The organism is Paracoccus sp. J56, assembly GCF_019633685.1.
GTDB classification, from domain to species: Bacteria; Pseudomonadota; Alphaproteobacteria; order Rhodobacterales; family Rhodobacteraceae; genus Paracoccus; species Paracoccus kondratievae.
The window spans coordinates 52,059-73,525 of sequence record NZ_JAFL01000017.1 but is presented as its reverse complement, the minus strand read 5'-3'; the positions used below and the strand labels follow the sequence as shown (position 1 = coordinate 73,525).

General features: G+C 64.1%; 25 protein-coding genes. 14 read left to right on the top strand and 11 right to left on the bottom strand.

Going from position 1 to position 21,467, the window contains the following annotated elements; all coding sequences use genetic code 11:
• Positions 1–56: 56 nt before the first annotated feature.
• The gene (locus tag M511_RS13410) at positions 57–989 is read right to left on the bottom strand and encodes an IS5-like element ISPpa3 family transposase (protein ID WP_085502451.1); all 933 of its coding nucleotides are present in this window, start codon (positions 987–989) and stop codon (positions 57–59) included.
• A gap of 71 nt (positions 990–1,060) precedes the next feature.
• Between M511_RS13410 and M511_RS13405 the strand changes: the two genes are divergently transcribed.
• Positions 1,061–1,207 carry a hypothetical protein gene (locus tag M511_RS13405; RefSeq protein WP_240547632.1) on the top strand — a complete coding sequence of 49 codons (147 nt, stop codon included), beginning with the start codon at positions 1,061–1,063 and terminating at the stop codon, positions 1,205–1,207.
• Here M511_RS13405 and M511_RS13400 read toward each other — a convergent pair.
• Together M511_RS13400 and hemE are read right to left on the bottom strand one after the other, a co-directional pair.
• Positions 1,194–2,072, bottom strand: coding sequence for an EamA family transporter (locus tag M511_RS13400; RefSeq protein WP_010396288.1), 879 nt, complete (start codon positions 2,070–2,072; stop codon positions 1,194–1,196). The two genes, M511_RS13405 and M511_RS13400, sit on opposite strands and share 14 nt — an antisense overlap.
• Complete coding sequence (gene hemE, locus M511_RS13395; protein ID WP_085502450.1) at positions 2,072–3,100, bottom strand: uroporphyrinogen decarboxylase; 1,029 nt, start codon at positions 3,098–3,100, stop codon at positions 2,072–2,074. Before hemE ends, M511_RS13400 begins: the two co-directional genes overlap by 1 nt.
• Positions 3,101–3,177: 77 nt before the next feature.
• Here hemE and hemC point away from each other — a divergent pair, with 77 nt between their 5' ends.
• The gene (gene hemC / locus M511_RS13390; protein WP_029372045.1) at positions 3,178–4,119 is read left to right on the top strand and encodes a hydroxymethylbilane synthase; all 942 of its coding nucleotides are present in this window, start codon (positions 3,178–3,180) and stop codon (positions 4,117–4,119) included.
• Here hemC and cbiB read toward each other — a convergent pair.
• Positions 4,116–5,057: an adenosylcobinamide-phosphate synthase CbiB gene (gene cbiB / locus M511_RS13385; RefSeq protein ID WP_085502449.1), complete on the bottom strand. Its 942-nt coding sequence runs from the start codon at positions 5,055–5,057 to the stop codon at positions 4,116–4,118. The genes hemC and cbiB overlap by 4 nt on opposite strands.
• Positions 5,054–5,608 (bottom strand): histidine phosphatase family protein, encoded by a 555-nt coding sequence (locus M511_RS13380; protein ID WP_085502448.1) that lies wholly within the window; start codon positions 5,606–5,608, stop codon positions 5,054–5,056. Before M511_RS13380 ends, cbiB begins: the two co-directional genes overlap by 4 nt.
• Before the next feature lie 175 nt (positions 5,609–5,783).
• Between M511_RS13380 and M511_RS13375 the strand changes: the two genes are divergently transcribed.
• Genes M511_RS13375 through M511_RS13365 form a run of 3 tightly spaced genes read left to right on the top strand, consistent with a single transcriptional unit; the run spans position 5,784 to position 7,938 of the window.
• Positions 5,784–6,944: an isovaleryl-CoA dehydrogenase gene (locus tag M511_RS13375; protein WP_010396278.1), complete on the top strand. Its 1,161-nt coding sequence runs from the start codon at positions 5,784–5,786 to the stop codon at positions 6,942–6,944.
• Positions 6,944–7,477 (top strand): lysozyme inhibitor LprI family protein, encoded by a 534-nt coding sequence (locus tag M511_RS13370; RefSeq protein ID WP_085502447.1) that lies wholly within the window; start codon positions 6,944–6,946, stop codon positions 7,475–7,477. Before M511_RS13375 ends, M511_RS13370 begins: the two co-directional genes overlap by 1 nt.
• Positions 7,474–7,938: a lysozyme inhibitor LprI family protein gene (locus M511_RS13365; protein ID WP_010396273.1), complete on the top strand. Its 465-nt coding sequence runs from the start codon at positions 7,474–7,476 to the stop codon at positions 7,936–7,938. Before M511_RS13370 ends, M511_RS13365 begins: the two co-directional genes overlap by 4 nt.
• Positions 7,939–7,979: 41 nt before the next feature.
• Here the strand turns inward: M511_RS13365 and M511_RS13360 are convergent, their stop codons facing one another.
• Positions 7,980–8,591: an OmpW/AlkL family protein gene (locus M511_RS13360; RefSeq protein ID WP_010396271.1), complete on the bottom strand. Its 612-nt coding sequence runs from the start codon at positions 8,589–8,591 to the stop codon at positions 7,980–7,982.
• 142 nt (positions 8,592–8,733) lie between these two features.
• Between M511_RS13360 and M511_RS13355 the strand changes: the two genes are divergently transcribed.
• The 7 genes from M511_RS13355 to M511_RS13325 all read left to right on the top strand — a co-directional run bounded on the left by M511_RS13355 (position 8,734) and on the right by M511_RS13325 (position 16,505).
• Positions 8,734–10,338, top strand: coding sequence for a carboxyl transferase domain-containing protein (locus tag M511_RS13355; protein ID WP_085502446.1), 1,605 nt, complete (start codon positions 8,734–8,736; stop codon positions 10,336–10,338).
• A gap of 4 nt (positions 10,339–10,342) precedes the next feature.
• Positions 10,343–10,843, top strand: a complete 501-nt coding sequence (locus M511_RS13350; RefSeq protein WP_085502445.1) for an O-acetyl-ADP-ribose deacetylase — start codon at positions 10,343–10,345, stop codon at positions 10,841–10,843.
• 67 nt (positions 10,844–10,910) lie between these two features.
• Complete coding sequence (locus tag M511_RS13345) at positions 10,911–12,839, top strand: acetyl-CoA carboxylase biotin carboxylase subunit (RefSeq protein ID WP_085502444.1); 1,929 nt, start codon at positions 10,911–10,913, stop codon at positions 12,837–12,839.
• Positions 12,836–13,489: a glutathione S-transferase family protein gene (locus M511_RS13340; protein ID WP_010396266.1), complete on the top strand. Its 654-nt coding sequence runs from the start codon at positions 12,836–12,838 to the stop codon at positions 13,487–13,489. The genes M511_RS13345 and M511_RS13340 overlap by 4 nt, the downstream gene beginning before the upstream one ends.
• On the top strand, positions 13,476–14,330 hold the full coding sequence (locus M511_RS13335) for a hydroxymethylglutaryl-CoA lyase (RefSeq protein WP_085502443.1): 855 nt from the start codon (positions 13,476–13,478) through the stop codon (positions 14,328–14,330). Before M511_RS13340 ends, M511_RS13335 begins: the two co-directional genes overlap by 14 nt.
• Entirely contained in the window at positions 14,327–15,112 is a 786-nt protein-coding gene (locus M511_RS13330; RefSeq protein WP_085502442.1) for a crotonase/enoyl-CoA hydratase family protein, read from the top strand. The genes M511_RS13335 and M511_RS13330 overlap by 4 nt, the downstream gene beginning before the upstream one ends.
• Before the next feature lie 196 nt (positions 15,113–15,308).
• Positions 15,309–16,505 (top strand): MFS transporter, encoded by a 1,197-nt coding sequence (locus tag M511_RS13325; protein ID WP_010396260.1) that lies wholly within the window; start codon positions 15,309–15,311, stop codon positions 16,503–16,505.
• Here the strand turns inward: M511_RS13325 and M511_RS13320 are convergent.
• Positions 16,416–17,168, bottom strand: coding sequence for a DUF599 domain-containing protein (locus tag M511_RS13320; RefSeq protein WP_010396257.1), 753 nt, complete (start codon positions 17,166–17,168; stop codon positions 16,416–16,418). The two genes, M511_RS13325 and M511_RS13320, sit on opposite strands and share 90 nt — an antisense overlap.
• A gap of 90 nt (positions 17,169–17,258) precedes the next feature.
• On the opposite strand from M511_RS13320, the gene M511_RS13315 reads away from it, so the two are divergent.
• Positions 17,259–17,501, top strand: a complete 243-nt coding sequence (locus M511_RS13315; RefSeq protein ID WP_010396255.1) for an HP1242/YdcH family protein — start codon at positions 17,259–17,261, stop codon at positions 17,499–17,501.
• A 187-nt stretch (positions 17,502–17,688) separates the two neighbouring features.
• Entirely contained in the window at positions 17,689–18,135 is a 447-nt protein-coding gene (locus M511_RS13310; RefSeq protein WP_010396253.1) for an Hsp20 family protein, read from the top strand.
• 108 nt (positions 18,136–18,243) lie between these two features.
• Here the strand turns inward: M511_RS13310 and recR are convergent, their stop codons facing one another.
• From recR to M511_RS13290, 4 genes are read right to left on the bottom strand one after another with little or no spacing between them, the layout of a single operon-like run.
• The gene (gene recR / locus M511_RS13305) at positions 18,244–18,846 is read right to left on the bottom strand and encodes a recombination mediator RecR (protein ID WP_085502441.1); all 603 of its coding nucleotides are present in this window, start codon (positions 18,844–18,846) and stop codon (positions 18,244–18,246) included.
• Between the two features lie 3 nt (positions 18,847–18,849).
• Positions 18,850–19,194, bottom strand: coding sequence for a YbaB/EbfC family nucleoid-associated protein (locus M511_RS13300; RefSeq protein WP_010396248.1), 345 nt, complete (start codon positions 19,192–19,194; stop codon positions 18,850–18,852).
• Positions 19,195–19,197: 3 nt separating this feature from the next.
• The gene (locus M511_RS13295) at positions 19,198–20,973 is read right to left on the bottom strand and encodes a DNA polymerase III subunit gamma/tau (RefSeq protein ID WP_085502440.1); all 1,776 of its coding nucleotides are present in this window, start codon (positions 20,971–20,973) and stop codon (positions 19,198–19,200) included.
• Positions 20,974–21,032: 59 nt separating this feature from the next.
• Positions 21,033–21,329 (bottom strand): DUF2218 domain-containing protein, encoded by a 297-nt coding sequence (locus M511_RS13290; RefSeq protein ID WP_010396242.1) that lies wholly within the window; start codon positions 21,327–21,329, stop codon positions 21,033–21,035.
• Between the last annotated feature and the right edge of the window lie 138 nt (positions 21,330–21,467).

Sequence of the window (21,467 nt, the reverse complement as noted above, 5' to 3'; positions counted from 1 at the left end):
CCGGCGTTGTTGCAGAAGTCAGTGTGTGAGCGCAGTTTCCCCTTTTCGCGTTGAGTTCATGCCACGCGTTTGATCTCGGCGGATCCGAGGGCATTGAAGCGGTTCATGAGGGCGATGCGGATATGGATTTCGGCGGTCTGGCGGTCCGGGTCTCGTGATGAGATGCGTTCACCGAAGGCCTTGAGGCAGCGCATCCTTGCCTCGATCCTGCTTCGGACGTGATAACCTGACCAGCGCTTCCATATGGCCCTGCCCAAGCGCTGGGTTGCCCGGAGGATCTCGTTGCGCGCCCTGGCGGCGGGGCAATCCTCCTTCCAGAGACGGCCATTCCGCCGGATCGGGATGATGGCGGTGCCGCCTCGATCCAGGATCGCGGTGTGGCAGCGTCGGGTGTCAAAGGCACCGTCGCCGGTGACGGTGCCGATCTGTTCATCCTCTGGGATCTGGTTGAGCAGGTCGGGCAGAACAGGGCTGTCGCCTTCACGGCTTGTGGTGAATTCGACGGCGCGGATGTCACCTGTAGCCGTGTCCATCGCCAGATGAACCTTACGATATTGGCGTCGGCGATGCGGGCCATGCTTGCGGGCAAGCCATTCCCCATCACCAAGAAACTTGATCCCGGTGCTGTCCACCAGCAGGTTCAGCGGCCCCGGCGCACGGCGGCTCGTGATCTGAACCGTGATGCGCTTCTGCCTGCGGCTCAGGGTCGAGAAATCGGGCACCCGCCAGTCGAGCCCGGCCATCGAAAGGATGCTCGCCACCATCCCTGTCGTTTGCCGGAGAGGCAGGCCGAACAGAACCTTCACCATCAAGCAGAACTGGATCGCGGCATCAGAGAAGACCGGCGGCCGACCATTGCATCCGGATTTGGGTGCGCGCCAAACCATGTCCTTGTCCAGCCAGATCAGAAGGGACCCGCGCCGCTTCAAGGCATCGTTGTAGGACTTCCAGTTCATCGTGCGGTAGCGGGTCGGCTCAGGCTTGCTCATACTCGCCCCTTAGCCCACTGGATTCGCAGTGTGAATCCCTCAGAAAACGGAGTTCTGCAACAACGCCCCTGGTGAACCTGCCGTCGGTCACGCTTTGGGCGGCCATGGGACAGGGGTTGCGCGGGCTGTTGCAGGACCCGGGGCGACTGCGGCTTTTCAACCGGGGGATGGCGCTTTTGCTGGTCGTCTCGATGTTGCCGGTCGTCACCGGGCACTGACCGCGACCAGCGCGGCGACGCCAAGGACGATCAGCGCCATGCCCGCGATCTGACGCGGGCTCGCGCCCTCGCGGAATACCCGCCCCGAGACAAGCTGCGCCATCACCACCTCGACCAGCGCCAGGGTGCGGACATTGGCAGCGGCGGTCAGCGCAAAGCCCAGAAACCAGAACAGCGATGCCAGCGCCCCCAAGGCACCTGCACCCAAAGAGCCCCGCCAGTGCCGGACAATTCCGGCCAGTGCCGGGCGATTCAGTACGGCCAGCCAGACCATCATGATGATGCTTTGCATCGCAAGGCTGATCGCCAGTATGGTCGCGGCCCGGATCGGCTCGGACCCAAAGGGCAGGGCAAGGATAGCACCGCGAAAGCCAATCGCGGACAGACCGAAAAGCGCACCTGCCACGATGCCAAGACTTGCCGCGCGCCAGCCGCCGCGTCTCCAGTCCGCGCCCGACATCAGCACGACCCCCAGCGTCGCGGTCGCGATTGCAGCCATGCGCGCGGGGCCAAGCGGCTCGGCCAACAGCAGCGCGCCGATCAACGCCAGCGTCACCGGCTCTGTCTTGATCAGGGCGGTGGTAACGCCGAAACCCCGGCTCTCCATCGTCAGCAGCATCAGCGCGGTGGCGGCGATCTGCGAGCAGGCGCCAAGCGCCGCCCAGCCCAGGACCGTACTGTCGGGCACTGGAATCGGCCTGGCCATGGCGACCAGCGCCAGAAGCAGCGCCGCAAAGGGCAGACCAAAAAGGAAACGTACCGCCGTTGCCCCCATGGTGCCCAGTTCGGCGGTCAGCCGACGCTGCGCCGCATTGCGCCCGGTCTGGGCGGCGGCGGCGATCAGCGTGGCAAGGATCCAGCCCATCAGCCGCGGATTGCGGCCAGCATGCGCTGGACATTCTCGGGGTCGGCATCAGGCGTGATGCCATGGCCGAGGTTGAAGATGTGTGGCCCGTTCGAGAAGGCGCGGACAATGCGCCGGGTCTCGGTCTCCAATGTCTCGCCGCCTTCGACCAGCAGGCGCGGGTCAAGGTTGCCCTGCACGCAGCCGTCCTTTTGGACCTCGGCCGCTGCCCAGTCGGCGCTGACCGAGTTATCCAGCGCCACGCAATCGGCACCGGTCGCCCGGGCAAAACCGGTATAACGGGGACCGGCCTCGCGCGGGAAGGCGATTACCGGGATGCCCGGGTGTCGCGATTTCAGCGCGGCGATGATCTGCCGCGTCGGCTCAATGGCGAAATCGTCGAAATCCTGTCCCCGGAGCGAACCGGCCCAGCTGTCGAAAAGCTTGATCACCTCGGCCCCGGCCTCGATCTGAGCCGAAAGGTAGTCAATCGTTGCCTCGGTAATCCGGTCAATAAGGGTCGAAAATGCCTCGCGGTCCTCAGTCTTCATCGCATGGGCAGGACCCTGATCAGGCGTGCCTCGCCCGGCGATCATATAGGTCGCTACCGTCCAGGGCGCACCAGCAAAGCCGATCAGCGTCGTCTCGGACGGCAGTTCACGGCGCAGGATCCGCACCGTTTCATAGACCGGCGACAATGTGTCATGGATGGCCGAGGCGGGCTTCAGCGCCCTGACCCCGGCGGCGGTGGTCACAGTCGAAAGGCGCGGCCCCTCGCCGGTGACAAACCACAGATCCAGCCCCAGCGCCTGTGGCAGCAGCAGGATATCGGCAAACAGAATCGCCGCATCGAAACCATAGCGGTTAATCGGTTGCAGCGTCACCTCGGCCGCCAGATCGGGAGTATAGCACAGCGACAAAAAGTCGCCGGCCTTGGCGCGGGTCGCGCGATATTCCGGCAGATAACGGCCGGCCTGGCGCATCATCCAGACGGGCGGGACGGGCAGACGCTCGCCCTTGAGCGCGCGCAGGATGGTTTTTTCAGACATGGCTCACCTCGTACCGGCCCTTCATGGCGTGCGCGTCCCCGTTGTCAAGGCCAAGGGGGGGCGCTAAGCCCTTTGACATGACCCACAGACCTGATCCCCAGAACCCCATGCGTATCGGCACCCGAGGCTCGGCCCTGGCGTTGGCCCAGGCGCATGAGACCCGCGACCGGCTGATGGCCGCCCATGGCCTTTCCGCCGATGACTTTGAGATCGTGGTCATCAAGACCACCGGCGACCGGATTCTGGACCGGCCGCTGAAAGAGATCGGCGGCAAGGGGCTTTTCACCCGCGAGATCGAGGACGCGCTGCTGTCCCACCAGATCGACATCGCCGTCCACTCGATGAAGGATATGCCGACGATCCAGCCTGATGGGCTGGTGATCGATTGCTATCTGCCACGCGAAGACGTACGCGACGCTTTTGTGAGCAGCAGCTTCGCAGGAATTTCCGATCTTCCTCAAGGTGCTGTCGTCGGTTCTTCAAGTTTGCGCAGGCGGGCGCAACTCGCGGCGCGGCGGCCTGATCTGCAGCTTGTCGAATTTCGAGGAAACGTTCAGACCCGTCTGAAAAAACTGGAAGAAGGTGTTGCGGTCGCAACATTTCTTGCCATGGCAGGATTGTCCCGTCTGGGGATGCTGCATGTGGCGCGTGGCGCGGTCGAGCCGGACGAAATGCTGCCTGCCGTCGCGCAGGGTTGCATCGGGGTCGAGCGGCGCGCGGATGATGCGCAAACCGCCGCACTGCTTGCCGCGATCTCGGACCGGGACAGCACGCTGCGGGTGACGGCCGAACGCGCTTTTCTTGCCCGGCTTGACGGGTCGTGTCAGACGCCGATCGCCGGGCTGGCCGAGCTTGCAGGCGACCAGTTGCGACTGCGGGGCGAGATCCTGCGTCCGGATGGCAGTGAAGTCATCGCGGGCGAACGTATCGGTCCGTCCTCGGACGGCGCGGCCATGGGCACCGATCTGGCCGGGGAATTGCGCGGGCGTGCGCCGTCCGACTTTTTTGACTGGAGCTAGGCAAGCAGCAGCGCAGCAAGCCCCAGCCCCAGCATCGTGATCGCGCGGACATAAAGCCGCAGCCCGGCCATAAGGTCGCGCGCGGCGGGGTCGCGGGCGCCCTCGTTCAGCCATGGCTCTGGCGTTTCAATGCCGTGATAGCTGCGTGGACCCGAGAGGCGCACGTTCAGCGCGCCGGCCATCGCCGCCTCGGGCCAGCCCGCATTGGGCGAACGGTGTCGGCGGGCATCGCGGCGGATGACCCTGAACGCCCGTCCCTTATGCGGCGGGGCGGCGAGCAGGAACAGCAGCGCAGTCAGGCGCGAAGCGGGCAGATTCACCAGATCGTCCAGACGTGCCGCCACCCGGCCAAACAGCACATGGCGCGGGCTCATATGGCCGATCATCGAATCAAGCGTATTGATCGCCTTATAGGCAGCAATTCCCGGCAGCCCTGCCACCGCCGCCCAGAAAATCGGTGCGACCACGCCATCCGAGGTATTTTCGGCAAGGCTTTCAAGCGCAGCGCGTGCGATGGGTGCCGGCCGGTCGTCCAGATCACGGCCGACAATCATCGCCGCCGCCGCCCGTGCTGCCGCCATATCGCCCCGCTCAAGCGGCCGCGCCACTGCCGCGACATGATCATAAAGCGAACGGGTGGCAACCAGCGGCCATGCCAGCGCGCCCAGAATGACCGGCCCAAAGGGTACAGACAGCAGCGCCCAGGTCAGCAGCAGCGCCGGGATCACCGCCGTACCCACCGTCACCGCCACAGCCAGCGCGCCCCTCACAAGGCGTCTGCCTCCCCTGTTCCAGCGCGCATCCAAAGCTGAGATCAGCCGTCCGATCCACACCACCGGATGCGAAATGCGGCGATAAAAAGCGTCCGGCCAACCGATCAGCGCGTCGATCAACAGCGCTGTCAGCGCAATCACCAGCGTCTCTTGCGACAGGATCATGACGCGACCCGATTGACGGCCTCGACCGCCCATCCTGCAGCGCTGCGCGATAGAATGGTCAGCGACAGGGGCGCGACCGAGAATGACAGTGCAGCCGGGCCGACCGCCAGTGCCAGCGCAGCCCGCACCGTTCCGGCATGGGCGATGATGCCGACCGTCCCGGATGCCCGTTCGATAAGTGGCTGAACCCGGGCGGCCATATCCAGAAAACTTTCGCCGCCCGGTGGACGCTGACGCGCAAGCTCGGCGGGTGGCAACGGGCCAAGGTCAGGGATCTGCGCGCCCGGTTCTTCCCAACTGCCGAAATCCTGTTCCCACAGGTCAGGGTGGAATTCGGGTGTCAGCCCCAGCGCCTTGCAGGTCTGGCGACAGCGCAGAGCGGGGCTGGACCAATACAGGTCTGCGCCCCGCAACACTGCGCGCGCCCATTGCAAAGCCGCGTGATCGCTGCAATCGGCGGGCAGGTCACGGCGGCCCGCAAGCCCCGGCCGGGCCAGCGGCGCATGGCGCAGAATAAGCAGCCGCAGGGCGATATCAGGGGCAGGGGTCATCGGCCCTTCCTTGCAGATTGACGGCAGGGATGCCGTGCAGGCGCGGGCTTGTCAACGAACCCCGGAGCCGCGCAGGATCGTTTCCCAAGACATCAGAACATACTTGACGCATGCCCCGCTGTGGCGGCATAAATCAGTTAAATGAACAACTGTTCAATAATGGAGGAGACGGAGGATGTTCACCTCGGGGATGCAGTTCGACCTGGGCGAGGATGTGAACGCGCTGCGCGAGACCGTCCATCGCTGGTCGCAAGAGCGGCTGAAGCCAATGGCGGCCGACGTGGACCGCAGGAACGAATTCCCCAATGAGCTGTGGCGCGAGATGGGCGATCTGGGCCTGCTTGGCATCACCGTGCCCGAAGAGTTCGGCGGCACCGGCATGGGATATCTGGCCCATGTCATCGCGGTGGAAGAGATTGCGCGCGCCTCGGCCTCGGTCAGCCTGTCCTATGGTGCGCATTCGAACCTCTGTGTGAACCAGATCCGGCTGAACGGCACTGATGAACAAAGGCAGAAATACCTGCCGAAACTGTGTTCGGGCGAGCATGTGGGCGCGCTTGCCATGTCCGAAGAGGGCGCTGGCAGCGACGTGGTCAGCATGAAGCTGCGCGCCGAAAAGCGCAATGACCGCTATGTGCTCAATGGCAACAAATACTGGATCACCAATGCGCCAGACGCCCATACTCTGGTCGTCTATGCCAAGACCGACCCCGAGGCGGGCAGCAAAGGGATCACCGCCTTTATCGTCGAACGCGGGATGAAGGGTTTCTCGACCAGCCCGCATTTTGACAAGCTGGGGATGCGGGGATCAAACACGGGTGAGCTGATTTTCGAGGATTGCGAAGTCCCCTTCGAGAATGTGCTTGGGGCCGAGGGTAAGGGCGTCCGGGTGCTGATGTCGGGCCTTGATTACGAACGTCTGGTGCTGTCGGGCATCGGTACCGGCATCATGGCCGCCTGCCTTGACGAGGTCATGCCCTATGTCAAAGAGCGCAAACAGTTCGGCCAGCCCATCGGTTCCTTTCAGCTGATGCAGGGCAAGATTGCCGATATGTATGTCGCTCTGAACACGGCGCGGGCCTATGTCTACGAGGTGGCGCGGGCCTGCGACTCGGGCAAGGTCACGCGACAGGATGCGGCGGGCGCGGTGCTTTACGCCAGCGAACAGGCGATGGTGCAGGCTCATCAGGCCGTGCAGGCATTGGGGGGCGCGGGCTTCCTGAGCGACTCGACCGTCAGCCGTCTGTTCCGCGACGCCAAGCTTATGGAGATCGGCGCGGGAACGTCCGAGATCCGTCGGATGTTGATCGGGCGTCAACTCATGGAGATCGCCTGATGTGCAAGCTTGTCCCCCCTCTGGTCGCTGCCCTGATCGCCTTCGCCGCCCCGGCGATGGCCGAGGACGGTCCCCGCTATGATGCCGGGGGCTTTGCCCGCTGCATCGCCGATGCCAAGGCCGGTACCGATATCGACGCGGCGCTGAATAACTGCATCGGCGGGGCCTCGACGCAATGTATGGCAACGCCGGGCGGGGACACGACCGTCGGCATGTCGCAATGCCTCGAGTCTGAAACCAGAGACTGGGACAAGCTGCTTAACATCAACTACGCCCGCGCGCTGAAGGTGGCAGAGGCAGCGGACAAGGAACTGGCCGAGCTTGGCTCTGCCGCCTCTCCGGCAGCACCCGAGTTGCGCAAGGCTCAGCGCAACTGGATCGCCTTTCGCGATTCCACCTGCCGGTATGAGGTCCTGCGCTTTCAGGGCGGGACCGCTGGCGGTCCGGCTGCACAAAGTTGCATGCTTGAACTGACCGCTGATCAGGCGCTGCGGCTGGGCAGGCTGACCGAAGGGATGGAGGAGCAGGAATGAAGCCTCTGGCTGCAGCCGGTCTGGTCGCGCTGCTGGCCATTCCTGTTCATGCGGGCGATGCCTCGGGTTTTGATCCGGCTGCCATTGATCAATGCCTTGAGGGGGCCGTGACGCAAGGTGCGCGGGCCGATTGCGCCGATGCGGGAATGGAGGCCTGCCTGACCTACACGCGTGGGAAATACACGGGCGACGATCCGGATTTCCCGATGGCGAACTGCCTTGATGCCTCTCATCAGGCGTGGGAGGCCCAGCTGACCACGCTCTATGAGGCTGCGCTGGCTGCAGGCGGCACCCCCGAAGGGCTGCGTGAGATGGAGCGCAGCTGGATCGCCTTTCGCAAGGCGCTTTGCGCGTCAGCAGGTGTGGGCAAAGAGGGTGGCGATCTGGCCCATGCCCGTTGCCTGCGTAATGAAACCGCACGGCAGGCAGCGTTGCTTATGGAATTGGGGCCGCAAGAATGATGCGGCCCCCGTGCGCTTGCCGGAACGATCTGTGGCCCGGCTTAGAATTTCATCACATAGCTGATGCCGGCAACGACCGGATCGACCTCGACCTCGCCGATATTGGCGCCGTTCAGTTCGACATCGGCGTTGATATCGATCCAGCGGAAATCGGCACGGATCGCGGATTTGTCGCTGATCCAGTAGTCGGCGCCGACATGGGCTGCCAGCCCCCAGCTGTTCTTGACGCGCAGCTTGGAACCGGCAAGCGGCCCCTTGGCCTCACCGTCCCAGAAGCCGGTAAAGTTCACACCGACGCCGACAAAGGGCTTGAACTGCGGGCTGGCGTCAAAGTGATATTGCAGCGAGACGACCGGCGGCAGGTGCTTGACGGTGCCGATCTCGGTCCCGTTCGACTTGATCGAATGCTTGAAGGGCAGGGCGCCCAGCACCTCGATGCCGATATTGTCGCGGATGAAATATTCGAAGGTGATCGTGGGCCGGATATTGTCGTCGATGCTGGTCGGCACCGTGCCCCCCGCCAGCGTCCCGTTGTTCGACTTGGGGTTTACGTTGGCAATCCCAAAGCCAAGCGTCCATTCCCCCTGCGATTGAGCAAGCGCGGGCGAAGCAAGCGCAGCAAGTGCCGCAGCGATGGCAAGCTTGTTTCTCATGACGATCCTCTTTTCTTGTCGCGTCCCAGCTCATGGCGCCTGGGCGGGGACTGCGACGTTGATCTGGATCAACATTCCCCCGTTTGCGGACGGGCTGCGACAAACTGGCGCGCCCCTACCCCCACAGCAAAAGGATGATGCGATGAAGCTTGGCACGTCGGTCCTACCATCATCAGACAATTTCCGGGCCAATCGCGAGGCGCATCTTGCCATGCTGGAAACCGTACGCGAGGCAGCGCTGGCTGCCGCAGCGGGGGGCGGCCCAAAGGCGATGGAGCGTCACACCTCCCGCGGGAAGATGCCCCCGCGCGAGCGTGTGGCGAACCTGCTTGACCCCGGCTCTCCGTTTCTTGAGATCGGCGCGACGGCGGCCCACGGCATGTATGACGGGGCCGCGCCTTGTGCCGGGGTGATCGCGGGGATCGGCCGGGTGCACGGGCAAGAGGTGATGGTCGTTGCCAATGACGCAACCGTCAAAGGCGGGACCTATTACCCGATGACGGTGAAAAAACACCTGCGCGCGCAGGAGATCGCCGAGGAATGCCATCTGCCCTGCGTCTATCTGGTCGATTCAGGCGGCGCCAACCTGCCCAATCAGGATGAGGTCTTTCCCGACCGCGACCATTTCGGGCGCATTTTTTACAATCAGGCGCGGATGTCGGCCAAGGGTATTGCCCAGATCGCCGTTGTCATGGGCTCATGCACGGCGGGTGGAGCCTATGTACCGGCCATGTCGGATGTGACCATCATCGTGCGCAATCAGGGTACGATCTTTCTGGCCGGCCCGCCGCTGGTGAAAGCCGCGACCGGAGAGGTGGTCTCGGCCGAGGATCTGGGCGGGGGCGACGTGCACACGCGCCTGTCTGGCGTCGCCGATTATCTGGCCGAGGACGACGTCCATGCGCTGGCCATTGCCCGGCGCAGCATCGCAAACCTGAACCGCACCCAGCCTGTCTCGGTGCAATGGCAATCGTCCGAGCCGCCAGCTTATGACCCTGATGAGATCCTTGGCATTGTCCCCGCCGATCTGAAGATCCCCTATGACATTCGCGAGGTAATCGCGCGCGTGGCCGACGGCTCACGCTTTGATGAATTCAAGGCCCGCTTTGGCGAGACGCTGGTGACGGGCTTTGCCCATGTTGAGGGCTGCCCGGTCGGTATCATCGCCAATAACGGGGTGATCTTTTCCGAGGCTGCGCAAAAGGGGGCACATTTCATCGAACTGTGTTCGATGCGGGGCATTCCGCTGGTCTTTTTGCAAAACGTCACCGGCTTCATGGTCGGCCGCAAATATGAAAATGAGGGCATCGCCCGGCACGGTGCCAAGATGGTGACGGCGGTGGCGACGACCAGCGTGCCCAAGATCACCATGCTGGTCGGCGGTAGTTTCGGCGCAGGCAATTACGGCATGTCAGGACGCGCCTACAGCCCGCGCTTTCTGTGGACCTGGCCTAATTCGCGCATATCCGTCATGGGCGGCGAACAGGCGGCAGGCGTCCTTGCCACCGTCCGCCGCGAGGGGATCGAGCGTCAGGGCGGTACATGGAGCGCCGGGGAAGAGGCCGAGTTCAAACGTCCCACCATCGAGATGTTCGAACGCCAGTCCCATCCGCTATACGCCTCGGCGCGGCTTTGGGACGATGGTATCATCGACCCGCGCAAGACACGCGAGGTGCTGGCGCTCAGTCTGCGGGCCAGCCTTAACGCGCCGGTCGAGCCGACCCGTTTCGGCATCTTCAGGATGTAGGGTCATGCCGATTTCGACCCTGCAAGGCGATATCACCCGGCTCGCCGTCGATGCGATCGTCAACGCTGCCAACAGCTCGCTGCTGGGCGGCGGAGGTGTGGACGGGGCGATCCACCGCGCAGCCGGCCCGCGATTGCTTGAGGAATGCCGCAGCCTTGGTGGTTGCCCGACGGGCGAGGCGCGCATTACCCAAGGCTATGACCTGCCCGCAAGATATGTGATCCACACTGTCGGTCCGGTCTGGCAGGGCGGCGGGGCAGGCGAAGACGCGCTGCTTGCCAGTGCCTATCGCAACAGCCTTGCCCTTGCGCATCAACATGGTGTTGTCAGCATCGCCTTTCCGGCAATCTCGACCGGGGTCTATGGCTTTCCCGCCGAACGCGCCGCGCGTATCGCCGTGGAAACCATCCTTGAATATGGCGACGATCTGCAAGTGACGCTGATCGGTTTTGACGCTGCCTCTCATGAGACGCTGCAACGGGCCTTGGATGAGGCCCGTCGATGAAATCCCGGTCTTGCCCATGCGCCGGGTGCCGGGCGCGCAAAGCTCAGCCCGCAAGAGGAGGTGCCGGATGTTCCACAAGATCCTGATTGCCAACCGGGGCGAGATCGCCTGCCGGGTCATCGACACCGCACGCAGCCTGGGGGTGCGCACGGTTGCGGTCTGGTCGGATGCCGACCGCGAGGCGCGCCATGTCGCCATGGCCGACGAGGCCGTCCATATCGGTGGCCCTGCGCCCCGAGACAGCTATCTGCGCGGCGATGCGATCATTCGCGCCGCGCTTGAGACCGGGGCCGAGGCGATCCATCCAGGCTATGGATTTCTCAGCGAAAACCCCGATTTCGTTGATGCAGTGACGGCGGCGGGGCTGGTCTTTATCGGCCCCTCGGCCGAGGCGATCCGCAAGATGGGGCTTAAGGACGCGGCCAAGGCGCTGATGGCCGAGGCAGGCGTGCCCGTCGTCCCCGGCTATCACGGCGAAAATCAGGACCCCGCCCATCTTGCAGCCGAGGCGGACCGCATCGGCTATCCGGTACTGATCAAGGCGGTGGCGGGTGGTGGAGGCAAAGGTATGCGGCTGGTCGAGCGGGCCGGCGACTTTCCCGCAGCCCTGCAATCGGCGCAGGGCGAGGCCGCCACAGCCTTTGGCAACCCCGCCGTGCTGATCGAGAAATATATCTCGCGCCCTCGTCACATCGAGGTGCAGGTCTTTGGCGACGGTCAGCAGGCAGTGCATCTTTTTGAACGCGACTGCTCTCTTCAGCGTCGTCATCAAAAGGTGATCGAAGAGGCCCCGGCCCCCGGCATGACCGCCGAGATGCGGGCGGCCATGGGCGCCGCCGCCGTCCGGGCCGCCGAGGCAATCGGCTATGCTGGCGCGGGGACGGTCGAATTCATCGTCGATGCCAGCAACGGCCTGCGCCCCGACGGGTTCTGGTTCATGGAAATGAACACCCGCCTGCAGGTCGAACATCCGGTGACCGAGGCGGTTACCGGCGTCGATCTGGTCGAATGGCAATTGCGCGTTGCCAGTGGCGAACCTTTGCCCGCACGGCAAGAGGATCTGCGCATTACCGGCCATGCCTTCGAAGCGCGGCTTTACGCCGAGGATGTCCCGGCAGGCTTTCTGCCCGCCACCGGCACGCTTGCGCATCTGCGTTTCCCCGACCACGCCCGGATCGAAACCGGGGTGCGCGCGGGCGACACGATCTCGCCCTGGTATGACCCGATGATCGCCAAGGTCGTGACCCATGGCGCAACCCGCGCGATTGCACTGCGGGCGCTGGAATCGGCGCTGACCGATACCGAGGTCGCGGGGTCGGTCACGAATCTGGACTTTCTGATCGCTCTGACCCGGCATCAGGGCTTTGCGCAGGGTGAGGTCGATACCGGCCTGATCGCCCGCGATCTGCAATCGCTGATCGAGGCAGCCGAGCCTGATCCTGCTGCCCGGGCGCTGGCTGTGCTGGGGCTGGCCGGGCTTGACGATCCGCAAAGGCGGGGCGGCATCACCCTGTGGCAGCCGCTGCGCCGCACCATCGCCTGGGAGGGTGGTGAGGCGGTGATCGAGGTGCCGGGCCCCGGCGCGGCCCGTGTGACGCTTGACGGGAATACGCATCAGATCGCATGGCAGGGCGGGCGCTGGTGGGTCGATGACCGCCCCCGCCGCTACCGCATTGTGAACCATGGAGCAGGCACCAGCGTCTTTGGCGGGCGCTCGCTGACGCTGGTCCCGCTCGATCCGCTTGCACATGGCGGCAAAGAGACGGGTGGCGGGCTGACCCTTTCGCCGATGCCGGGGCTGGTGAAGGCGATCTTCGTCGAGGCAGGGCAAGAGGTCGCGGCAGGCGCGCCGCTGGCAATCCTTGAGGCGATGAAGATGGAACATACGCTGACCGCCGCCCGCGACGGCAAGGTGGCCGAGGTGCTGGCCCGCGCTGGCGATCAGGTCGAGGCAGGCGCCGCCCTGATCCGCCTTGAAGAAGAGGTCCCGACATGATCCTGCACCACGTTCCCGGCTCGCGTTCGCTGCGGGTGTTGTGGCTGATCGAGGAACTGGGGCTCGATTGCGAACTGCGGCTGTGGTCCCTGACCGACGGAAGCCTGCGCAGCCCCGAGTTTCGCGCGCTTTCACCGGCGGGGCGTATTCCGGCGCTGGAGACAGACGGTCGCGCGATCTTTGAATCCGGTGCGATCCTGCAATACCTGACCGAGCGGGAAGGCAGGCTTGCCCCGCCTCCGGGCGACCCCGAACGCGCGGATTTCCTTGAATGGATGCATTTTTCCGAAACGCAGGCCTGTATCCTGCAGGCGCTGAACATCCATCATATCTTTTTGCGGCCCGAAAGCGCCCGGTCGATCCCGCTGATGCGGCTTGATACCAAACGGTTGGCGGTCACCGCCCGCGCGCTGGATAAGCATCTGACAGGGCGCCAGACGCTGCTTTCCGCGTTCTCGGCTGCTGATTGTATGCAGGGTTTCAACATCGAGGCGGTGTTCCGCTTTCTGCCGGCCGCGGATTACCCCGCGCTTGCCGCCTATCGCGACCGCATGACGGCACGGCCTGCCTATCGCCGCGCGCTTGCCCGCGCCGGGGGTGATGCGATCTATGAGCATGACTTTTACGAGGTGCCCGATGCCACAGGTTGAGATTTTCGAAGTCGGTCCCCGCGACGGGCTGCAAAACGAAAAGCGTCTGATCCCGGCGGCGGACAAGATTGCGCTGGTCGATCTTCTGTCAGGGGCGGGCTTCCGGCGCATCGAGGTGACAAGCTTTGTGCCGCCGAAATGGGTGCCGCAGATGGCCGATGCTGCCGAGGTCATGGCAGGCATTACCCGCCACGCCGGCATCCGCTACGCGGTGCTGACCCCGAACCTGCGTGGCTATGAGGCGGCGCGTGCAGCAGGCGCGGATGAGGTGGCAATCTTTGCCTCGGCCTCGGAAGGGTTTTCCCGTGCCAATCTGAACGCCAGCATCGACGAAAGCCTTGAGCGGTTCGCCGCCGTGGCCGAGGCGGCGCAAGCAGATGGCGTGCCGGTGCGCGGCTATGTCTCGGTGGTGACGGATTGTCCATTTGACGGGCCGGTGCCGCCTGCCAATGTGGCCCGCGTTGCCGCCGCTTTGCGCGATCTGGGCTGTTATGAGATCAGCCTTGGCGATACCATCGGACAGGGCTGCCCCGAAACCGTTGATGCCATGCTGGGCGCGGTCCTGAATGAATTGCCGCCCGAAAGACTGGCAGGTCATTTTCACGACACCGCCGGGCGGGCGCTCGACAATATCGACGCAAGCCTTGCACGTGGGTTGCGGGTCTTTGACGCCGCTGTGGGCGGGCTTGGCGGCTGTCCCTACGCGCCGGGGGCTGCCGGAAATGTCGCGACGGAAAAGGTTGCCGCCCATCTGACCGCGCGGGGCCATGAAACCGGGCTGGACATGGCCGTGATCGAACAGGCCGCAACCATGGCTCGCGGCATGAGAGGACAGGTATGATGGAAACGATCCGCATCGACACCGACGAGCGGGGCGTCACCCACCTGTGGCTTGCCCGGCCGGACAAACATAACGCCCTGTCGGCGCAGATGATTCGCGAACTGACCGAGGCTGCGCGCAGCCTTGGTGCTGATCCCGCTGTGCGTGTCGTAGTGCTGGCGGCCGAGGGGCGCAGCTTCTGCGCTGGTGGCGATCTGGGCTGGATGCAGGACCAGATGCGGGCCGATGCGCAGACCCGCCGCGCCGGGGCGCGCGAACTCGCAATGATGCTACATGCGTTGAACAGCCTGCCAAAGCCTTTGATCGGGCGGGTGCAGGGCAATGCCTTTGGCGGCGGGGTCGGCATGATTTCGGTCTGCGACGTAGCGATTGCCGTACCCGGGGCGCGCTTTGGTCTGACCGAAACACGGCTTGGCCTGATCCCCGCCACCATCGGCCCCTATGTTCTGGCACGAATGGGCGAAGATAAGGCGCGTCGGGTTTTCATGTCGGCGCGGCTATTTGGCGCTGATGAGGCGGTGCGGCTGAACCTGCTGGCGGATATTGCCGATGCCGCGACGCTGGATGCTGCCATCGAGGCCGAGGTCGCGCCCTATCTGTCCTGCGCCCCCGGCGCGGTCGCAGCGGCCAAGCAGCTGGCCCGCCGCCTTGGCCCCGCCATCGGCGAGGCCGAGATCGAGGCAAGCATCGACGCCCTCGTCGCGGTCTGGGAGGGCAGCGAGGCACCGGAAGGCATCGCCGCCTTTTTTGAAAAGCGCAAGCCAAGCTGGCAGGTTGGCTAGGTCCCGGCCCATCCTTGTAGCCGGTCCGTGACGGGCCCCGCAGGAGGCAAAAGCACCCTATCCGGCAAAGGCAGGGGTAAGCCTTGCGTGCTTTGCATGTCAGGACTTCCCGGTTGGCGGCTTGGCGGCATATGGTCGCATCTGTTATCGCTATCAACATATCCCCCCATATCCGCCAGCCCCGGAAGATGCCGTCATGCCGCCGCAGCCAAACCTGAAACTTGCGATTCTTTCTCTTGCCCTTGGTGCATTTGCTATCGGCACCTCGGAATTCGCCGCCATGGGTCTGTTGCCATGGTATGCAAGCGACCTTGCCATTTCTGAGCCGCAGGCGGGTCACGTTGTTTCGGCCTATGCTCTGGGGGTGGTCGTTGGCGCACCGGTGACCTCTATCCTTGGGGCGCGGCTGCCGCGACGGCGCTATCTTGCGGCGCTGATCGCGATCTATGGGGTGATGAACCTGCTGGCGGCGATCCTGCCCGGTTATGGCACGCTGGTCATCACCCGTTTCCTTGCCGGTCTGCCACATGGTGGCTTTCTGGGCGTGGCGATGCTTTTTGCCGCCGATGCTCTGCCGCGCGAACAGCGGGCCAAAGGCGTGACGCAGGTACTGCTGGGCCTGACGGTCGCCAATATCGCCGGGGTGCCGCTGGCCGGGATTCTGGGGCAGGGGCTGGGCTGGCGCTGGGGCTTTGCTCTGCCCGGTGTTCTGGCGCTGCTTGCTGGCTGGCTGATCCTGCGTCTTGCCCCCCGGGTCGGGGCGCCCAAGAACGCGCAGCCTTTCGCAGAGCTTAAGGCGCTGCGAAATCCGGCGGTCATGCTGATCCTGCTGGTCGGCGCAATCGGCTTTGGCGGGCTTTTCGCGGTCTATTCTTATCTTTCGGCAGCAATGCTTGCGACGACCCAGCCGCCGGGATGGGCGGTGCCGGCAACGCTTTCGGCCTTTGGCATCGGCGGCACGCTTGGTAGTATCCGCGCCGCGCGGCTGACGATGCGCTATGGCACCTGGGGTGCCGCGCTGCGCCTGATGCTGTTCATGGCGATAACGCAGGCCTTTGCCTCATTCGCAGTCGGGGACTGGCGGCTGATGCTGCTGTCTTCTTTCGTTCTTGGCCTTGGCTCGGGCATGGTCGTGCCCTTGCAAACCCGGCTGATGGATGTCGCGGGCGAAGCGCAAAGCATGGCGGCTGCCATGAACCATGCCGCCTTCAACGCTGCCAACGCGCTGGGGCCATGGCTGGCCGGTCTGGCACTGGCGGCTGGCTGGGGCTGGCGGTCTTCGGGGCTGGTGGCGGTTGGCCTGTCAGGGGCCGGTATCCTCGCGCTTTGGCTCGCCTGGCGGCAGGCGCGTCTCTCCGGGGACGTGCTTCATGATCGCCCTGCGAGAACGTGAGGCGAACTCGCGCCGCCACGAGATGAAAAGCACATAGACCGTGGACAGGAAAAGCCCAAGGGGCCCGGCCAGCCAGCCAAGTGCTGCAAGCGAGAAATAGACGCAGCGCAGCCCCGAGTTAAAGCTTTTCGCTGCGGTGATATTGATATCGGCCGCCTGCATGGCCAAAGGAAGGGCGCGCGGGTCCTCGGGCTCATTGGGGACCGAGGCCATGATGATCGCACAATAACCGAAAAGCCGGTGCGACCAGATAAAGCGCAGCAGTGCATTGGCGACAAAGAACAGCGCAACGACGATCTTGATTTCCCATTTCAGCGCCGGGATGTGGCCCAGATCAAACTGCCGGGCCACGCCTGCCAGTTGGTCGGTATTGCCGATCAGTGCCAGACCGCCACCGATTGCGATAAGGCAGGCCGAGGCAAAGAAGGCCGTGCCTTCGCGCAGCGTGGTCAGGATTGCGCTGTCAAAGATGCGTGGGTTTCGTGTGATGAATTGTCGCATCCATTCACGGCGATGGGCTTTCATCAATACGGTGACCGAAGGGTGGTCCCTTGGCGGGTGCTCGGTCGCCCAACCTATGGAAAACCAAGCCAGAAACAGCCAGCCAAGGGCGGCGAGATCAGCCAGAGACAGGGGGCCGAGCAAGGTGGTGTCCGGGTCCATGGCGCGCTTTTACCTCTTGGATCTCATGTTGCCTGCCGACGCTTCGGCGTCTATCGGGAATCTGGTTATCCTTGTTTGGGAGTAAACGAAATGGCAGCACCTCACGCCATCCACGAGGAATTTCCCGAAGACGGGACGCTGATCCACCGGCTGAAGGTATCGGACAGCCGCTTTGCCCGCCTGCTTGAAGATTATGACGCCGTTAATGACGAGGTCGCCGGTGCTGAAAGCCGCCAGACGCCGATGTCTGAAGAGGCCGAAGCCGAGCTGCGCCGCAAGCGCACCGCGCTGAAGGATGAGATCGCCCGCATGCTTGCCACTGCGCGGGGCTAAGGCCTTGAATTTCGGGGCGGGCAGGGTGGCGCTGCCTCCTTTGACCGTGCCGCTTTGCCGGTGGGCTTGAAACCCAAAATTCGCATTCCTATCTGAATTCCTGTCGGAGGGCCCAAAGGCGCCGGCAGTACCGCCCGCCCGGCTTCGGGGGGCAAGGCTTTGTATCGCTTGAAGAAGGATGCGAAAGATGCGCAATTTTGATCTGACCCCGCTTTATCGTGCCACAGTCGGTTTCGATCGTATGGTTGATGTAATGGACCGGGCTCTGTCGGCCGATATCGCCAGCTACCCACCCTATAATATCGAAAAGACCGGCGAAAACTCTTATTGCATTTCGCTGGCCGTTGCCGGTTTTTCCGCCGATGACCTGAATGTCGAGGTCAGGGACGGCGCCGTCATCGTCTCGGGCCGCAAGGCCGCCGAGGATGAAAACCGCACTTTCCTGCATCGCGGCATCGCCACCCGGGCCTTTGAGCGCCGCTTTACGCTGGCCGATCATGTGCGCGTCGAAGGTGCCAGCCACGCAGACGGTATGCTGAACATTGATCTGGTCCGCGAAGTGCCCGAGGCGCTGAAACCGCGTCGCATTGAGATCGCCAAGCAAGGCACCAGCATCGAAAAACTGGACGCCTGACACCTGGTTGATCCGCGCGGGGGCTCTGCCCCCGCACCCCCGGGATATTTCGGCACGAAAGAAGCTGATTGAAGAGAATGGGCGTGGCTGTGGCTGCGTCTTTCTGATTCAGAGCTTGCGGCGGGCGCGTAACGCAGCGGTGATGGTGCCGTCGTCGAGGTAGTCGAGCTCACCGCCGATCGGCACGCCTTGGGCAAGTCCGGTGACCGCGACACCGGTTGGAGCAAGCGCCTCGGCGATGTAATGGGCCGTGGTCTGGCCCTCGACCGTGGCTGAGAGGGCGAGGATCACCTCGGTGATATTTTCCTCGGTGATGCGCTGGATCAGTCGGGGGATGCGCAGGTCCTCGGGGCCGATTTCATCCAGTGCTGAGAGGCTGCCTCCCAGTACATGATAGCGGCCGTGGAAGGCCCGGCCACGTTCGAGCGCCCAAAGATCGGCGACCTCGGTCACGACGCAGATTTCGCCGGTAGCACGGGCCGGGTCCTGGCAAATCGGGCAGATATCGGATTGCGTGACATTGCCGCAGACAAGACATTCACGGGCAGTTTCCGCCACGGAGGCCATCAGCGTGGCAAGCTGGACCATTTGCCCCGCGCGGCGGCGGATCAGGTGCAGCACGATGCGCCGAGCGGACCGCGGCCCAAGTCCCGGCAGACGCGCCATCGCGGCGATCAGGGTTTCGATCTCGTCGCCGGAGGCGGGCGGCATGGGTCAGAACGGCATCTTCATGTCGGCGGGCAAGCCGAGTTCGCGGGTCAGCCGCGCCATTTCTTCGGCCGCCTTGTCCTGCGCGCGGCGCTGCGCGTCCTTGATTGCCGCCAGGATCAGGTCCTCAACCACTTCCTTGTCCTCGGCCTTGAAGATGGAAGGGTCGATATCGAGGCCCGTCAGTTCACCCTTAGCGGTGGCGGTTGCCTTGACCATACCTGCCCCGGCCTCGCCGGTAACGGTCAGGCGGTTCAGCCCCTCTTGCATCTCGGTCATTCTGGTCTGCATTTGCTGGGCCGCTTCCATCATTTTCGACAGATCGCCCATGCCGCCAAGGCCCTTGAACATCGCTTAATCCTCGTCCTCGAAGGGGTCCCATTCCTCGACCTCGGCCACAGGGCCTTCGGTCAGCTCATGTGGTGATCTATCCTCGCCCGCGGTCATTTCAACCGTCTCGGGGGCCGGAGCGGGTCGGACATTGGTGATCTTTGCGCTGGGAAAAGACGCAAAGATAGCCTGCACCACCGGGTTATCCATGGCGCGGGCGCGGGCCTCGGCCTCGCGTGCGGCGCGCGCCTCGCTGATTGTGGGCTGGCCGGGATCAGAGGTCACGATGACCGCCCAGCGTTGCCCGCCCGTCCAGCCGCGCAGTCGTTCGGCCAGACGCTGGGCAAAGTCGCGCGGCGCGTTATCGGTCGGCTGAAACTCGATCCGGCCCGGAGAATAGCGCACGAGACGGAGGTGATCCTCGACATCGAGAAGCAGCTTCATGTCGCGCATACGGCGGATCAGCTCGACCACAGACTGAAAATCCGGGAACCCCGCCAGCGCATCAGGCGAAACTGCCAGCGCGGTGGCGCTGCCGTTTTGCTGCACCGCAATCGGCGCTCGCGGTGCGGCGGCCCGCGGACCCTCGCTGCGCTGCGCGGAAGGGGGGGCGCTGCGGTTGAACTCGCCCGCAGCGGCACTGGCCTGCACCTTGCGGATCAGCGCCTCGGGGTCGGGCAGGTCGGCGACATGGGTCAGGCGGATGATCGCCATTTCAGCGGCCATCATCGCATTCGGCGCATTTCCGACCTCTTCCAGCGCCTTCAGCAGCATCTGCCACAGTCGCGTCAGCACCCGCATCGGCACTTTTTGAGCGATCTGCTGGCCCCGCGCGCGTTCATCAGGGCCGACGGTCGGGTCCTCAAGCGCCTCGGGGGTGATTTTTACGATCGAGACCCAATGCGTGATCTCGGCCAGATCGCGCAGGATGGCGAGCGGATCGGCGCCATCGGCGTATTGGGCCTGCAACTCGGCCAAAGCCTCGGCTGCAGCGCCGCGCAGGATCATGTCAAAGAGGTCAAGTACCCGCCCACGGTCGGCCAGCCCCAGCATGGCGCGAACCTGCGCAGCGGTGGTTTCGCCGGCGCCATGGCTGATCGCCTGATCAAGCAGGCTGGTCGCGTCCCGGGCCGAACCCTCGGCCGCGCGGGTGATCAGCGCCAGCGCGTCATCGGTGATCTCTGCCCCCTCGCGCCCGGCGATCTTGCGCAAAAGCGCGATCATCACCTCGGGCTCGATCCGGCGCAGGTCAAAACGCTGACAGCGCGACAGAACCGTCACCGGAACCTTGCGGATTTCTGTCGTGGCAAAGATGAATTTCACATGCGGCGGCGGCTCTTCCAGCGTTTTGAGCAGCGCGTTGAAGGCGCTGGTCGAGAGCATATGCACTTCGTCGATGATATAGATCTTGTAGCGCGCCGAAGCCGCGCGATAGTGCACCGATTCGATGATTTCGCGGATGTCGCTGACGCCAGTCCGCGAGGCGGCGTCCATCTCCATCACGTCGACATGGCGACCCTCAGAGATCGCCACGCAATGTTCGCAGGTGCCGCATGGTTCGGTCGTCGGGCCGCCCTGACCATCAGGGCCGATACAGCTCAGCCCCTTGGCAATGATGCGGGCGGTGGTCGTTTTGCCGGTGCCACGGATGCCGGTCATGATAAAGGCCTGCGCGATGCGATCGGCGGCAAAGGCGTTCTTCAGCGTCCGCACCATCGCATCCTGGCCGACCAGATCGGCGAAGGTTTCGGGGCGGTATTTCCGCGCCAGTACCTGATAATTCCGTTCGCTTACGCTCATGCCTCGGCCTTCTCTGACCGCCGCAGATTAACGGTGCGGGCAGGGCGCGGCAACCGCCCTTACGCGGTTTGCCAGTCAAAGCTCAGCTCTTCACGAAAGGCAAAGCGGGCAATGTGACTATCCACGATATGCCGCATGTGTTCGGTCGTGTCCCCGGGCGCATCCAGCCGGATCTCAAGCGTCTGGGGCGTGGCGGTCAATATCACGACACGATCTTCGGGCATGGCGATGCGGCCGCGTTCGGCGTCGAACTCGACCTCGAACTTATGTGCCCAGTGTTTGCACAGCTGTTGCAGATAGCGGCTGCCGTTGGTGGTCGCAACGCTGCAGCGGGACTGGATGATCGGCTGGGACATGGGGCTTTCCTGTCTTGTGATCGGTCCGGCTGGCGATGGCTGGCAAAGGACGGTGTGAATGATGCGGGGCATCGGCCTGATCCCATGAATAAGGGTGCAAGGCCGCAATGTCCAATCGCCGCAGCATGCCCCGGTTTC

Coding starts and splice junctions, on each gene's coding strand:
- M511_RS13410 (WP_085502451.1), bottom strand. CDS start 989: ATGAGCAAGCCTGAGCCGACCCGCTACCGCACGATGAACTGGAAGTCC.
- M511_RS13400 (WP_010396288.1), bottom strand. CDS start 2,072: ATGGGCTGGATCCTTGCCACGCTGATCGCCGCCGCCGCCCAGACCGGG.
- hemE (WP_085502450.1), bottom strand. CDS start 3,100: ATGTCTGAAAAAACCATCCTGCGCGCGCTCAAGGGCGAGCGTCTGCCC.
- hemC (WP_029372045.1), top strand. CDS start 3,178: ATGACCCACAGACCTGATCCCCAGAACCCCATGCGTATCGGCACCCGA.
- cbiB (WP_085502449.1), bottom strand. CDS start 5,057: ATGATCCTGTCGCAAGAGACGCTGGTGATTGCGCTGACAGCGCTGTTG.
- M511_RS13380 (WP_085502448.1), bottom strand. CDS start 5,608: ATGACCCCTGCCCCTGATATCGCCCTGCGGCTGCTTATTCTGCGCCAT.
- M511_RS13375 (WP_010396278.1), top strand. CDS start 5,784: ATGTTCACCTCGGGGATGCAGTTCGACCTGGGCGAGGATGTGAACGCG.
- M511_RS13370 (WP_085502447.1), top strand. CDS start 6,944: ATGTGCAAGCTTGTCCCCCCTCTGGTCGCTGCCCTGATCGCCTTCGCC.
- M511_RS13365 (WP_010396273.1), top strand. CDS start 7,474: ATGAAGCCTCTGGCTGCAGCCGGTCTGGTCGCGCTGCTGGCCATTCCT.
- M511_RS13360 (WP_010396271.1), bottom strand. CDS start 8,591: ATGAGAAACAAGCTTGCCATCGCTGCGGCACTTGCTGCGCTTGCTTCG.
- M511_RS13355 (WP_085502446.1), top strand. CDS start 8,734: ATGAAGCTTGGCACGTCGGTCCTACCATCATCAGACAATTTCCGGGCC.
- M511_RS13350 (WP_085502445.1), top strand. CDS start 10,343: ATGCCGATTTCGACCCTGCAAGGCGATATCACCCGGCTCGCCGTCGAT.
- M511_RS13345 (WP_085502444.1), top strand. CDS start 10,911: ATGTTCCACAAGATCCTGATTGCCAACCGGGGCGAGATCGCCTGCCGG.
- M511_RS13340 (WP_010396266.1), top strand. CDS start 12,836: ATGATCCTGCACCACGTTCCCGGCTCGCGTTCGCTGCGGGTGTTGTGG.
- M511_RS13335 (WP_085502443.1), top strand. CDS start 13,476: ATGCCACAGGTTGAGATTTTCGAAGTCGGTCCCCGCGACGGGCTGCAA.
- M511_RS13330 (WP_085502442.1), top strand. CDS start 14,327: ATGATGGAAACGATCCGCATCGACACCGACGAGCGGGGCGTCACCCAC.
- M511_RS13325 (WP_010396260.1), top strand. CDS start 15,309: ATGCCGCCGCAGCCAAACCTGAAACTTGCGATTCTTTCTCTTGCCCTT.
- M511_RS13320 (WP_010396257.1), bottom strand. CDS start 17,168: ATGGACCCGGACACCACCTTGCTCGGCCCCCTGTCTCTGGCTGATCTC.
- M511_RS13315 (WP_010396255.1), top strand. CDS start 17,259: ATGGCAGCACCTCACGCCATCCACGAGGAATTTCCCGAAGACGGGACG.
- M511_RS13310 (WP_010396253.1), top strand. CDS start 17,689: ATGCGCAATTTTGATCTGACCCCGCTTTATCGTGCCACAGTCGGTTTC.
- recR (WP_085502441.1), bottom strand. CDS start 18,846: ATGCCGCCCGCCTCCGGCGACGAGATCGAAACCCTGATCGCCGCGATG.
- M511_RS13300 (WP_010396248.1), bottom strand. CDS start 19,194: ATGTTCAAGGGCCTTGGCGGCATGGGCGATCTGTCGAAAATGATGGAA.
- M511_RS13295 (WP_085502440.1), bottom strand. CDS start 20,973: ATGAGCGTAAGCGAACGGAATTATCAGGTACTGGCGCGGAAATACCGC.
- M511_RS13290 (WP_010396242.1), bottom strand. CDS start 21,329: ATGTCCCAGCCGATCATCCAGTCCCGCTGCAGCGTTGCGACCACCAAC.